Annotated in this window: 10 protein-coding genes; 7 read left to right on the top strand and 3 right to left on the bottom strand. The window is 68.2% G+C overall.

What is annotated here, in order from left to right; translation table 11 throughout:
- Positions 1 to 2 precede the first annotated feature (2 nt).
- Complete coding sequence (locus AACH40_RS17085; protein ID WP_338643432.1) at positions 3 to 1,742, top strand: diguanylate cyclase; 1,740 nt, start codon at positions 3 to 5, stop codon at positions 1,740 to 1,742.
- On the opposite strand, the gene AACH40_RS17080 is transcribed toward AACH40_RS17085, so the two are convergent.
- Entirely contained in the window at positions 1,739 to 2,143 is a 405-nt protein-coding gene (locus AACH40_RS17080; protein ID WP_338643431.1) for an acyl-CoA thioesterase, read from the bottom strand. The two genes, AACH40_RS17085 and AACH40_RS17080, sit on opposite strands and share 4 nt — an antisense overlap.
- 5 nt (positions 2,144 to 2,148) lie before the next feature.
- Positions 2,149 to 4,236 (bottom strand): S9 family peptidase, encoded by a 2,088-nt coding sequence (locus AACH40_RS17075; RefSeq protein WP_338643430.1) that lies wholly within the window; start codon positions 4,234 to 4,236, stop codon positions 2,149 to 2,151.
- Positions 4,237 to 4,309: 73 nt separating this feature from the next.
- On the opposite strand from AACH40_RS17075, the gene AACH40_RS17070 reads away from it, so the two are divergent.
- The 5 genes from AACH40_RS17070 to AACH40_RS17050 all read left to right on the top strand — a co-directional run bounded on the left by AACH40_RS17070 (position 4,310) and on the right by AACH40_RS17050 (position 9,842).
- Positions 4,310 to 6,109, top strand: a complete 1,800-nt coding sequence (locus AACH40_RS17070) for an aminopeptidase P family protein (RefSeq protein WP_338646149.1) — start codon at positions 4,310 to 4,312, stop codon at positions 6,107 to 6,109.
- Between the two features lie 87 nt (positions 6,110 to 6,196).
- On the top strand, positions 6,197 to 6,571 hold the full coding sequence (locus AACH40_RS17065) for a VOC family protein (protein ID WP_338643429.1): 375 nt from the start codon (positions 6,197 to 6,199) through the stop codon (positions 6,569 to 6,571).
- Between the two features lie 214 nt (positions 6,572 to 6,785).
- Positions 6,786 to 7,487, top strand: a complete 702-nt coding sequence (locus AACH40_RS17060; RefSeq protein WP_338643428.1) for an EF-hand domain-containing protein — start codon at positions 6,786 to 6,788, stop codon at positions 7,485 to 7,487.
- A 31-nt stretch (positions 7,488 to 7,518) separates the two neighbouring features.
- Positions 7,519 to 8,250: a response regulator gene (locus AACH40_RS17055; protein ID WP_169495255.1), complete on the top strand. Its 732-nt coding sequence runs from the start codon at positions 7,519 to 7,521 to the stop codon at positions 8,248 to 8,250.
- An 86-nt stretch (positions 8,251 to 8,336) separates the two neighbouring features.
- Positions 8,337 to 9,842, top strand: a complete 1,506-nt coding sequence (locus AACH40_RS17050) for a sensor histidine kinase (RefSeq protein WP_338646147.1) — start codon at positions 8,337 to 8,339, stop codon at positions 9,840 to 9,842.
- A gap of 6 nt (positions 9,843 to 9,848) precedes the next feature.
- Here the strand turns inward: AACH40_RS17050 and AACH40_RS17045 are convergent, their stop codons facing one another.
- Positions 9,849 to 11,423: a helicase HerA-like domain-containing protein gene (locus tag AACH40_RS17045; protein WP_338643427.1), complete on the bottom strand. Its 1,575-nt coding sequence runs from the start codon at positions 11,421 to 11,423 to the stop codon at positions 9,849 to 9,851.
- Positions 11,424 to 11,596: 173 nt separating this feature from the next.
- Here AACH40_RS17045 and pabB point away from each other — a divergent pair, with 173 nt between their 5' ends.
- Complete coding sequence (pabB, locus tag AACH40_RS17040; RefSeq protein ID WP_338643426.1) at positions 11,597 to 13,384, top strand: aminodeoxychorismate synthase component I; 1,788 nt, start codon at positions 11,597 to 11,599, stop codon at positions 13,382 to 13,384.
- Positions 13,385 to 13,393 lie beyond the last annotated feature (9 nt).

The raw sequence follows: 13,393 nt of genomic DNA, 5'->3' as shown, positions 1-13,393 counted from the left end.
CCATGGCATCGAAGTCAAAGCGGGATGAACGAGGGTGGAGGCGCATCATCGCCTGCACGATCGTGCTGCTTTGCGCGCTGCTGACCATGCCTTTGCCGGCGCAGGCCGCCACGGTTCCCGTGGAGCAGATCTGCCACGCCAATGCCGCGCTGGGCGAAGACTTTGCAGCATTTGCGGAAAGCCGGTGGATCTGCACCGACGACCACTACAGCATTGCGAGCGACGTCATTTTCGTCCGCTTCCGGCTGAAGCCTGACCAGGCCGCACCGCGGCCGGCAGGATTCGTCTCCCACGCGGTCACGTTCGAGCGAATCGACCTGTGGGTGGTCGACGCGGACGGCAGCCGTCGCGCGCTGCGCTACACCGCCGCCGAAACGCACCACATGGGCGTGGGGCCGATGATCGCCGCCGCGCTGCCGCCGGTCGGCCCGGACAGCCGCTTCGTGGTTGCGCGGATCGTCGGGCCCTGGTCGAAGACGCTGGCGAGCGATGCTCGGCTCGACACGCTGCCCGCAGGGACCGGCTGGTCGCTGGGCGAGATCGTGGCGGTTGCCGCGATCTGCGGGATGCTGGCGGTGCCGTTGCTGATGGCTGGGGGCTACTGGGTGGTGTTGCGCCAGCCCTATGTGGTGTGGCACGCGCTGCTGATCTTCTCGATGCTGGTGCAGGCCTTGATGGGCACGGGCTTCTTCCACATCCTGGGCGAGCTGCCGATCTTCGTCGAAGGCGCGATATCGTGCGTGTGCTACAGCGTGATGGGGGCGAGCGCGCTGATGTTCAGCGCGACCTTCGTCGAGCCGGGCATGCTGGGGCCGCGTGTGGGCCTTGCCATCCGGCTGGGCGCCTTGCTCACCCTTGGCTGCGGATTGGTCGCCGCGCTGCCACTGGACGCGCTGCGACCCTATTCGACGATGCAGCTCTATCTCGGCATGGGGCTGTCGATCCTGCTGATCATGGCCAGCATGATCGAGGCCTGGCGACGGGGAAGCTCGCTGGTGTGGTACCAGATCGTGGGCTGGACGCCCGCGCTGCTCGTCGCGGTCTATCGCATCGCGCGCTATGTCTCGCCCGATGCGCAGCCGACCAACTCGGTGGCGGCACAGCAGCTGGCGCTGGCGGTAGAGGTGCTGGTCAGCTCGCTCGGCATCCTCAGCCGCCTGCTCGACCTGCGCCTGCAGCGTGACCGCGCGACTGCGCTGGCGCTGGAAATGGAGGGCGTCGCCGGTCGTGATGCGCTGACCGGGCTGTGGAACCGTCGTTCGATCGAGAAGCGCTTCGCCGACCTGTTCGCCAGCGGTTTCCGTACGATGGCGGTGCTCGATCTCGATCACTTCAAGGCGGTGAACGACCTGCACGGCCATGCCATGGGCGATGCCGTGCTCAAGGCGGCGGCAACCGCGCTTTCGGGCGATGGCGATACCCGCGCGGTGCGCTTGGGGGGCGAGGAGTTCATGCTGTTGCTGCGCGGCAGCGATTCGGCCGAGCGCGCCGAGCGCCGCCGCCGCGCGATCAGCGCGCGCGTCGCGGCCGAACTGCCGGGGCTGGACCGGGTGGTGACGGCGAGCATGGGGCTGGTCGAACACGATCCACGCGGCAACCTGTCCGCTGATTTCGACGCGCTCTACGCGCATTGCGACCGCCTGCTCTATGAAGCCAAACGGCTCGGCCGCAATCGCACGATGCGCGAACGGATGATCGCCTTCGTGCCGCCCGCGCCCATGGCTGCGGCCGCCGCCGGCTAGCTTGCCTCGGGCAGGAACGGTGCGGCGACGTCGGCCGGCACGCGCAGCAGCCGGCCGCTGGCCCTGTCGAGCAGCGCCCAGGTGGTCTTCGCCGCGACGATCACCTTGCCCCGGCCATCGCGGAATTCGACGCAGCGATCGAACCGCGCACCCGAAGGCGCGTGCGGGATGAAGGTTTCAGCCGTCACGCTTTCGCCTTCGCCGATGTTGCCGCGATAGTCGATCTCGTGCCGGGTCACGACCCAGACATAGGCGGCCTGGTGCTCTGGCGGCGCCACCGCCTCCCAATGGGCGACGGCGAGCGCTTCCATCCACTGCACCCACACCGCGTTGTTGACGTGGCCCATCACGTCGATGTGTTCGGGCAACGCGGTGAAGGTCAGGGTGTGGCGGTTGCTCATTACGGTCAGGCCGGAACGCCCAGCTGCCACAGCACGAAGGCGAACTCCTCGGCCATTTCCTTCAGGCTTTCGAAGCGGCCCGATTTGCCGCCGTGCCCGGCGCCCATGTTGGTCTTGAGCAGCAGCTCGTTGTCGTCGGTCTTCAGTTCGCGCAGCCGCGCGACCCACTTGGCGGGCTCCCAGTAGGTAACGCGCGGATCGTTCAATCCGGCGGTGACCAGCAGCGGCGGGTAGGCCTGCGGCTTGACCTGGTCGTAGGGCGAATAGGCACGGATCAGCTCGAACGCGGCGGCATCCTCGATCGGGTTGCCCCATTCGGGCCATTCGCCGGGCGTGAGCGGCAGGCTTTCATCGAGCATGGTGTTGAGCACGTCGACGAAAGGCACGTGCGCCACCACCGCGCCGAACAGGTGCGGATCGGAATTGATCACCGCGCCCATCAGCTCGCCCCCGGCCGAGCCGCCCGAGATCGAGATGCGCCCTTCCTGCGTGAAGCCGCGATCGATCAGGCCGCGCGCGACGTCGACGAAATCGTTGAAGGTGTTGGTGCGCTTGTCGAGCTTGCCGTCCTTGTACCAGCGCCGGCCGAGGTCGTCGCCGCCGCGGATGTGGGCGATGGCATAGGCAAAGCCGCGATCGACGAGGCTGAGCCGCGTGGTCGAGAAGCCCGGGCCAATGGCGATGCCATAGGCGCCATAGCCATAGAGGTGGAGCGGGCCACCCTCTGCGCGATCCTTGCGCCAGACCACCGAGACCGGCACGCGCGTGCCATCGCGCGCCGTGATTTCGAGCCGCGCGGTTTCATAGAGCGAGGCATCGTAGCCGCTGGGGATTTCCTGCACCTTGAGCAGTTCGAGCGACTTGTCGGCGACGTGGTAGTCATAGACCGAGGCCGGGCTGACCATCGATTCATAGCTCACCCGCAGCTTTTCGACCGCCCATTCGGGATTGTCGCCAAGGCTCGCCTCGTAGCTCGCTTCGGGGAAGGTGATCGGCTCGATCCGGGCGGGATCGTCGTAATAGCGCACCTCGATCCGGTCGAGCCCGCGCACCCGGCCCTCGACGACGTAGAAATCGCGGAACAGGTCGAACCCGGTCAGGTAGAAATCGTCGCTGCCTTCGATCAGCGTGGTCCATTCGCCGGGCGCGGCAAGCGGTGCCGTTGCGAGGCGGAAGTTTTCGTGGGTGTCGTTGGTGTGGACGAACAGCGTGTCGTCGCGCACGTCGACATCGTATTCCACGCCTGCCTGCCGCGCCTTGACCAGTTTGAGCGGCGCCAGCGGATCGTCGGCGGGGACGAGCCGCACTTCGCTGGTTTCATGATCGCCGGTCGACAGGATCAGCCACTTTTCGTTGGCGGACAGCGCGGCGCCGGCGCGGAAGCCTTCGTCGTCTTCGTGATAGAGTTCGACATCCTGATCGACCGGCTGGCCGAGCCAGTGCAGGCGGACGTTGTCGGTGCGCCAGTTCTCGTTGGCGAGCGAATAGACGAGGCCGCTGTCGCCCTTGACCCAGATCAGGCCCGAATTGGTGCCTTCGATCACGTCGGGCAGGACTTCGCCGGTGGCGATCACCTTGATTCGCGCGGTGAAGCGTTCGGAGCCGTTGTCGTCGACGCTCCAGGCAAGCTTGCTGCCATCGTTGGAGACCGAGATCGCGCCGAGGCGGAAATAGTCGTGGCCGGCGGCGAGCGCGACTTCATCGAGGATCAGTTCGTCGGCGCTGCCATCGTCCGCCGCGCCCACCGGGCGGCGCCACCACTTCTTGTATTCGGCGCCTTCCTCGAATTCGATCCAGTAGAGGAAATCGCCGTCCTTCTGCGGCACGGACTTGTCGGCCTCCTTCACGCGCGCGCGCATTTCGGTGAACAGCGCGTCGATCGTGCCCTGGTGCGGCTGCATCCGCGCTTCGAACCAGGCGTTTTCCGCCTTGAGGTGATCGAGCACCTCCGCGTCCTCGACCTTGGGATAGCCCGGATCGCGCAGCCAAGCGTAATCGTCGGACACGGTGATGCCGTGGCGGGTGAAGCTCGACGGCTTCTTGGGCGCGATTGGCGGAGTGGCCGGCGGAGTTGCAGGGGTGGTTTGTTCCATCCCTCGCATCTATGTTCCCCGCATCACGCCCGCAAGGCGAACGACATTTGCGCACAGGACAAGACCCATGCTGATGCACACCCACGAAGCCCGCCTCGATGCGCTGCGCAAGGAATTGGCGGCGCGCGGCCTCGACGGCTTCGTTATCCCGATTTCCGATGAACACATGAGCGAATATGTCGGCGGCTATGCCCAGCGGCTCGCCTGGCTGACCGGCTTCGGCGGTTCGGCGGGGACCGCCGTGGTCCTCAAGGACAAGGCGGCGATCTTCGTCGACGGGCGCTATACGCTGCAGGTGCGCGATCAGGTCGACGGGCGCTTCTGGGAATACCAGTCGGTGCCGCAGACCTCGGTGGCGGCGTGGCTGGCGCAGAACGCGCCCGAAGGTGCGACCATCGGGTATGACGCGTGGCTCCATTCGAAGGGCTGGGCGGGTGGCGTGGCCAAGGCGCTCGGCGCGAACGGCGGCAAGCTCGTCGCGGTCGAAGGCAATCCGGTGGACGCGGTGTGGGAAGACCAGCCCGCGCCATCGCTCGCCCCCGCGCTGGTCCATGCCGATGCCCACGCCGGGCAATCGGGCAATGAAAAGCGCGCCGCCGTGGCCGAATGGCTGGCCGACAACAAGGTCGATGCGGTGGTGATCTCGGCGCTCGATTCGATCGCCTGGCTGCTCAACGTGCGCGGCAGCGACGTCGAGCGCACGCCGGTCGCGCTCTCGTTCGTGCTGGCCCATGCCGATGGCACCGCCGACTTGTTCATCGCGCCCGAAAAGGTGACGCCGGAGCTTGTCGCGCACCTCGGCAACGCCGTGCGGATCGCCCCGCGCGATGCCTTCGTGCCCGCGCTGCAGGCGCTGGCCGGCAAGAAGGTGGCCGCCGATCCCGAGCGCGCGGTGGCCGCGATCTTCGAGACGCTGGAACGCGCGGGCGCCAGCGTGGTGGCGGTGACCGATCCCACCGTGCTGCCCAAGGCGATCAAGAACCCGGTCGAACAGGCCGGGCACAAGGCGGCGCAGGAACGCGATGGCGCTGCCGTGGCCCGCTTCCTGCACTGGGTGACGACGACCGCGCCACAGGGCGGGGTGAGCGAACTTTCCGCCTCGGACAAGCTGGAGGCGTTCCGCGCCGAGGGCGGGCTGCTGCGCGACCTTTCGTTCGACACGATCTCGGGCGCGGGGCCGAACGGGGCGGTGGTGCACTACCGCGTCAGCGAGGAGACCAACCGCGCGCTCGAGCCCAACAGCGTCTACCTGGTCGATTCGGGCGGGCAGTACGTCGATGGCACCACCGACATCACGCGCACCGTATGGATCGGCCCCGGTGCACCCCCGGCGGAGGTGAAGGACCGCTTCACCCGCGTGCTCAAGGGCCATATCGCGCTCGCCCGCGCGGTGTTCCCTCGGGGCACCGCGGGCAGCCAGCTCGACGCCTTTGCGCGCCAGTTCCTGTGGGAAGCGGGGCTCGACTACGCGCACGGCACCGGCCACGGCGTCGGCAGCTTCCTGTCGGTGCACGAAGGGCCGCAGCGCATCGCCAAGGCAGCGGGCGGGCAGGCCGGCACCGGGCAGGACCTGGTGCCCGGCATGATCCTGTCGAACGAGCCCGGCTACTACAAGACCGGCGAATACGGCATCCGCATCGAGAACCTGATCTTGGTCGAACGGCGCGAGATCGCTGGCGCCGAGGGCGAATTCTATGGCTTCGAGACGCTGACCCACGTGCCGATCGAGCGCGCGCTGGTGGACCAAAGCCTGCTGACGCGCGAGGAGCGCGACTGGTGGAATGCCTATCACGCGCGCACGTTCGAACTGCTCTCGCCGCAGCTTTCCGGCGCCGATCTCGATTGGCTGAAGGCGGCCTGCGCGCCGCTTTGAACTGGCTTGCGAGTGAAGATGTTCGTGATATGTTCTCCATCATGGCGTCCACCGCAGCGAGTCGGGCGGACATGAGGGAGAACCACGATGATCGGATACGTTACTCTCGGCACCAGCGATCTTGCCCGCGGTGCGGTGTTCTATGACGCCATCGCCGCCGAGCTCGGCACCGGGCGGATGATGGAATGGGCCGGCGCGATCGCCTGGGGCACGCCCGACGGTGGCGCCGGGATCGGCCTGACCCTGCCGTACGATGGTCAGCCGGCCAGCGTGGGCAACGGCGTGATGGTCGCGCTCGAAGCGAAGGACAAGGCGCAGGTCGACCGGCTTCACGCCATCGCGCTCGCCAACGGCGGCTCGTGCGAGGGCGCTCCGGGTCCGCGCGGCGATGGCGACAGGTTCTATGCCGCCTACTTCCGCGATCCCGATGGCAACAAGCTCAACGCCTTCGTCATGGGGTAAGGCGCGCCGCATCGCGCGACAAACTGCGACAAAATCGATGGGCTCGCGGCATAGTTGCGCGACAAGCGGTGCTTATATCGGTTTTCAAGGAAGCTGCAGCGGTCGGTCCCACTCCCCCATCTGTACGGTAGGGCAGGCGGACACTCCCCCTTCGGCCGCCGCCCCGGCGCCGCCTGCTGCAGCTTCCTCCCTCTTCCCTTGGGGACCGAAGCCGATGACCATGAAGAAATATGCCCTGGGCCTGTCCGCCGCAGCGATGCTGCTGGGCGCTGGTGCCCTCTATGCCGCCGCGCCCGATGGCAAGACCCGCCCGATGCGCGCCGATGCCGACGGCAATGGCGAAGTGACCTGGGCCGAAGCGAAGGCCAAGGCCGACGAGATGTGGACGAAGCTCGACGTCAACGGCGACGGCAAGCTTGACCAGGCCGATCGCGACGCGAAGCTGGCCAAGAAGTTCGACGAGATCGACACCAACCATGACGGATCGATCAGCCGCGACGAATTCGTTGCCCACCATCGCGCGATGAAGGGGCCGATGGATGGCCCCGGACGCGGCGAACCCGGGGCTCCGCCGCCACCTCCTGCTGGTGCCGGTGGCCCGATGGCTGGCGGACCCGATGGCCCGATGCGCGGCCACCGCGGCATGCGCGGACCCGGCCATGGCGGTCCTGGCGGCGACATGATGGGTGGGCCGATGGTGGCGATGATGGCCGATGCCAACAAGGATGGCGTCGTCACCCGGGCGGAATACGATGCCGCGGTGAAGGCGCACTTCGACAAGGTCGATACCAATCACGACGGCAAGATCACGCGCGAGGAGCGCCGCGCCGCCTTCCAGGCGATGCGTCCGCGCGCCCGCGACGGTGAACCGATGGGCGGAATGGGCGACATGCCGCCCCCGCCCCCGGGAGAGTGATCTGCTGCGGGAAATGCGATAAGCCGGTGCGATGAACGATACCACGCCCATCAGTGTCCTGCTTGTCGACGATGAACCGGCCCTGCGCGAACCCCTGGCGGACTATCTTGGCCGCCAGGGGTTCGCCGTGACGCAGGCCGGCACCGCGGCGGAAGCGCGCAGCCGTCTGGCCGAGGGGCTGCCCGACATCGCCCTGCTCGACATCATGATGCCGGGCGAGGATGGCCTTTCGCTCTGCCGCCATCTGGTGGAGGCGCGGCACCTTCCGGTCATCTTCATCACCGCGCGTGGCGAAGCGACCGACCGGATCGTCGGGCTGGAGATCGGCGCCGACGATTATGTGGTGAAGCCGTTCGATCCGCGCGAACTGGTCGCCCGCATCCGCAGCGTGCTGCGCCGCGCCTCGCGCCAGCCAGCCGAGACCAGCGACGCCTTCGTCTACGAGTTCGAAGGCTGGTGCCTCGATCCGCTCAAGCGCCGGTTGACCGATCCCGAAGGCGCCGTCGTGGCGATTTCCTCGGCCGAGTTCCGCCTGTTGCTCGCCTTCCTCGACCATCCGCGCCAGGTGCTCGACCGCGACCGCCTGCTCGACATGGTGCAGGGCCGCGAAGCGCACCTGTTCGACCGCGCGATCGACAACCAGATCAGCCGCCTGCGCCGCAAGATCGAGGTGGACAGCCGCAATCCCCAGCTCGTCCAGACCGTCTGGGGCGGGGGGTACATGCTGGCCGCCGAAGTGCGCAAGCGCCCGGCGACCGACTGATCGCGCGTCCCGTGATCGGCCTTGCTTCAAACGTCGCGCGCCGGGTGCGTGCCCTGCCAATCTGGCCGCGCAGCCTGCAGGGCCAGATGCTGCTGGCCATCGCGCTGGCGCTGCTGGTGGCGCAGGGCCTCTCCTCCGGGCTGATCTGGCGGGCGCAGCGCGAACGGCACATCAATGCCATGGTCAGCGGGCTCGCCTTCCGCCTGCTCGGCCAGGCGCCGCCAGAAGGGCCTCCTCCTCCGGATGGTGCCCCCCGGCCCGAAGGCCTACCGGGTCTCGATGGAAGAGGACCGCTCGATGGCCCCCCCGCCGGACCGCCCCGGGCAAGGCGGGCGGGCCCGCCGACGCTGCCGGGCGATCCTGAGGCGCGCCTGCGTCGTCCGCCGAACGACCTGTTTCGCCTGCCCCGCAGCCTGCGGCTGACGGTCGAGCCGAACTTCGCCCCCGCCGCGACCGACCGCCGCCGCAGCGATGCCGAAAGCCTGCTGCACGACATGCTGGAAGCGCAAGGCGTGACGGCCCCGCAGGTGGTGGTGCTGGAGCGCCGGCCTTGGGCCGATCCTCTCATCGGCCGGTGGTACATGCGCAGCCGGCGAGGACCGCTGGCCGACAGCGGCGAAGATCCGCCACGCCTGGCGATCGCTGCGCTGCGCCAGTCCGACGGCCGCTGGTTGGTGGCCCGCGTGATGGTCCCTGCCGACGAACGCCGCATCCTGATGTCGATCGCGCTGCAGACGGTGTTCATCTACATCGCGCTGGTTGGCGCCACCGCCCTGATCCTGCGCCGCATCGCGCGGCCATTGAAGGCGCTGACTCGCCGGGTGGAAAGCTTCGCCGCGGACCGTTCGATCGACGGGCAGCTGGCGCCCGAAGGGCCCGAGGACGTGCAGCGGCTGATCGACGCGCACAACGCGATGGAACATCGCATCGTCTCGCTGCTCGACGAAAAGGACGTGATGCTGGGCGCGATCGGCCATGACCTGAAGACCCCGCTCGCCGCGCTGCGCGTGCGGATCGAGGCGGTGGACGACGATGCCGAGCGCGCGCGGATGGCGGCAACGATCGAGGACATTACCCGCTCGCTGGACGACATCCTCTCGCTCGCCCGCGTCGGCCGCCCGACCGATCCCGTTGAAAGCACGCAGCTGTCCGCGCTCGTCGCCGATGTGGTGGGCGAATACGAGGACATGGGCGAGGACGTCGAACTGGGCGAGACCGAGCGCATGGTGCTGCGCCTGCGCCCCACCTGGGTGCGCCGGGGCCTGCGCAACCTCGTCTCCAACGCGCTGCGCTATGGCACCAGGGCGCGCGTCTCGCTGGCGCGCGACGGGCGCCATGCGGTGCTGCGCATCGAGGACGATGGCCCCGGCATTCCCGATCCCGACATCGCGCGGATGATGGAGCCGTTCACCCGGCTGGAAGCATCGCGCAACAGCGCCACCGGCGGCGCGGGACTGGGCCTTGCGCTGGCGCGCGCAATTGCCGAACAGCACGGCGGCAGTCTGATGCTGATCAACCGCCCCGAAGGCGGGCAGGTCGGCAGCGGGCGGATTGCCGGGCTTACCGCCGAACTGCGGCTTCCTTTGTCGTAGCGCGATCTACCGCAGCAAGCCGCCGAGCAGCCCGCGCGCGAAGCGGCCGAAGGCGGCGCCGCCGATCTGCGTGGCGACCGTGCCGACCACCGCGGTAAGGCCCGAGGACACCGGCGAGGCGCGCGATTTCTTGCCCATGATCTCGGCCGCGATCACCGCGCCTGCCGAGCTTGCCACCGCGCCGACGGCGGCCTTGCCCGCCTTGCCCCACAGGCTGGGGCTCTGGCGCGCGGCACCGCGCTGGGCGACTTCGCCCTGTTCTTCCACCTGCTTCGCCGCCGCCGCTGCATCGGCCGCCTTCTGCGCCAGCACTTCGGCGGCGCTTTCGCGGTTGACGGCGGTGTCGTACTTGCCGTCGAACGGGCTGACCGACTGGATCACCGCACGCTCCTTGGGCGTGACCGGGCCAAGCCGCGAACGCGGCGGCGCCACCAGCGTGCGCTGGACCACGCCCGGCGCGCCATCGGCATCGAGCGTGGAAACGAGCGCTTCGCCCACCTTCAGCTCGGTGATCACCTTTTCGACATCGAGATCGGGATTGATGCGGAAGGTTTCCGCTGCCGCGCGGATCGCCTTCTGGTCGCGCGGGGTGAACGCGCGCAGGGCATGCTGCACGCGGTTGCCGAGTTGCCCTGCGATCTTTTCGGGAATGTCGATCGGGTTCTGCGTGACGAAGTAGACGCCCACGCCCTTCGACCGGATCAGGCGGACGACCTGCTCGACCTTGTCGAACAGCGCCTGCGGGGCATCGTCGAACAGCAGGTGTGCTTCATCGAAGAAGAACACGAGGCTTGGCTTTTCGGGATCGCCGACTTCGGGCAGCGCCTCGAACAGTTCGGACAGCAGCCAGAGCAGGAACGTGGCGTAGAGCTTGGGGCTCTGCATCAGCTTTTCGGCGGCGAGCACGTTGACCATGCCGCGCCCCTGGTCGTCGAGCTTGAGGAAGTCGTTGATCTCGAACGCGGGTTCGCCAAAGAAGCGGTCCGCGCCCTGGCTTTCGAAGGCGAGCAGCTGGCGCTGGATCGTGCCGACGCTGGCCTTGGATACGTTGCCGTATTTCGTCGCCAACTCGCTTGCCGCTTCGGCGCAGGCGACCAGCACCGATTGCAGGTCGGCAAGGTCGATCAGCAGCAGTCCGTTATCATCGGCATAGCGGAAGGCGATGTTGAGCACGCCTTCCTGCGTTTCGTTGAGGCCGAGCAGGCGGGCGAGCAGCACCGGGCCCATTTCCGAAATGGTCGTGCGGATCGGGTGGCCGGCTTCGCCATAAAGGTCCCAGAACACCGACGGGTTATCAGCATAGGCGTAGTCGGCGATGCCGACTTCCTTGGCCCGCGCCTCCAGCTTGTCGGCGTTCTTGAAGGTGGGGCTGCCGGGCATCGAGATGCCGGATAGATCGCCCTTCACGTCGGCCAGGAACACCGGCACGCCGGCGCGGCTGAACTGTTCGGCGATGCCCTGCAACGTCACCGTCTTGCCCGTGCCGGTTGCGCCCGCCACCAGCCCGTGGCGGTTCGCCCGATCGAGCCGCAGCACCTGCTGCTGTCCGTCCGCGCCCAGCCCGATCACGATCTCGCCCATCAGTCCCAGTCCTTCACTGCCGTCACCATGGAGGTTTAGGTCGCGCGCGGGCGTTTGCAAACGGGGAAGAAGGGCCGGATCGGGCAGCACGTCCCTGTCCGGCCCTTGGGGCAGCGGCCGGATCGCGCTTTTGCATCGGTGCGCGCGAGCCGCTAAAGCGCGCGGCTGTTTCCATGCGCGCACCCTTCATCCTGCTCGACGATGCCCGCACCGAGGGCGCCAGTCCTTCGCGGCTCTATACCGGCGCGCAGGAGATCGTCGTCGCGCGCCGTGCCGACGAGGTGCTGCCCGCGCTGGAGCGGATTGCCGCGACGCCGGGCGAATGGGCGGGATTCATCGCCTATGAAGCGGGGCTCGCGCTCGAACCGCGATTGCAGCCGCTGGCCGCACGGCGCACGGGTGCGGCGGGGCCGCTGGTGTGGTTTGCGCGGTTTTCCACGTGGCTGGAGATGACCTCAAGCGAAGTTGAGGTTTGGCTGAAGCAGGAATCGGCAGGCTCGGGCCGGCTCGGGCCGCTCGATCCGCAGGTATCGCCGGGGGGTTATGGGGCCGCGTTCGACCGGATCGCCCAGGCGATCCGTGCCGGGGACATCTACCAGGCGAACCTGACCTTTCCGCTTGGCGGCACGTGGAGCGGCGATCCGCTGGCGATCTACGCCGCGATCCGGGCCGATGCGCGCGCGGGCTATGGCGGGCTGATCTGGGACGGGGCGCACTGGCACCTGTCGTTTTCGCCCGAGCTGTTCTTCAAGCTGCGCGATGGCGCGGTCAGCGTGCGGCCGATGAAGGGCACCGCGCGGCGCGGGCGCGATGTGGCCGAAGACGAAGCGCTGCGCGAGGAACTGGCCGCCAACCCCAAGGACCGCGCCGAAAACCTGATGATCGTCGACCTGATGCGCAACGATCTGTCGCGCGTGGCAGAGCCGGGATCGGTGCGGGTGGAGGCACCCTTCGCGGTCGAGACGTATCCTACGGTCCACCAGATGGTGACCACGGTGCGGGCGCAGTTGCAGCCCGACCGGAGTGCGGCGGACCTGCTGCGGGCAATCTTTCCCTGCGGATCGATCACCGGCGCGCCCAAGATCCGCGCGATGGAGCTGATCGACGCGGTCGAGCGCGACGCGCGTGGAAACTACTGCGGTGCGGTGGGCCGTTTGGACAGCACTGGCGATGCGGCGTTCAATGTGGCAATTCGGACGCTACGTCTCGTCCCCGATCACGGGGGCGCCCAGGGGGGTCGCGCCACCATGGGGGTCGGATCCGGTCTCGTGGCCGATTCAACCCCAGCGCGCGAGTGGCGCGAATGCGTGGTGAAGGGGAGTTTCTTGCGTCTTTCTGCGGGCAGTGCCGACCTGATCGAGACCATGGCGTTCGATCCCGTCGCCGGGATCGCGCTGCTGGAACTCCATCTCGAACGGCTCAAGGCGAGTGCGGCGGAGCTGGGCTTCACGTTCGACCGACACGCCGTGCGCAACGCGATCCATGCGCTGTGCTTCGATCTGGAAGCGCCGTCGAAGGTGCGGCTCGTGATTGCGCGCGGCGGGGCGTACGCGCTGGAAGCGGGCGCCATGCCGGCGCCGTTTGCCGGCCCGGTCGGCTGCATCGCGCTGCCGCTGCCGGTTTCCAGCGGCGACTGGCGCTTGCGCCACAAGTCGAGCGATCGCGGCTTTTACGAAGAGGCGCTCAAGGTGGCCAGGCGCGCCGGGGCCGGCGAAGCCGTGCTGGTGCGCGACGACGGCCTTGTCACCGAAGGCAGCTTCACCAACCTGTTCGTGGAGCGCGACGGCCGGCTGCTGACGCCGCGCGCCGCGTCGGGCCTGCTGCCGGGTGTCCTGCGGCGCAGCCTGATCGAAGAAGGCCGCGCGCAAGAGGCCGACCTGACCCTTGAAGATCTTTCCGGCGGGTTCTTCGTCGGCAACGCCGTGCGCGGGCTGTGCCCGGCGCGGTTCCACGGCGAGTAACGCAAGACC

The organism is Novosphingobium olei, assembly GCF_037076535.1.
In the GTDB taxonomy this organism is placed as follows: Bacteria; Pseudomonadota; Alphaproteobacteria; order Sphingomonadales; family Sphingomonadaceae; genus Novosphingobium; species Novosphingobium olei.
This window is presented reverse-complemented; position numbering and strand designations above follow the sequence as displayed.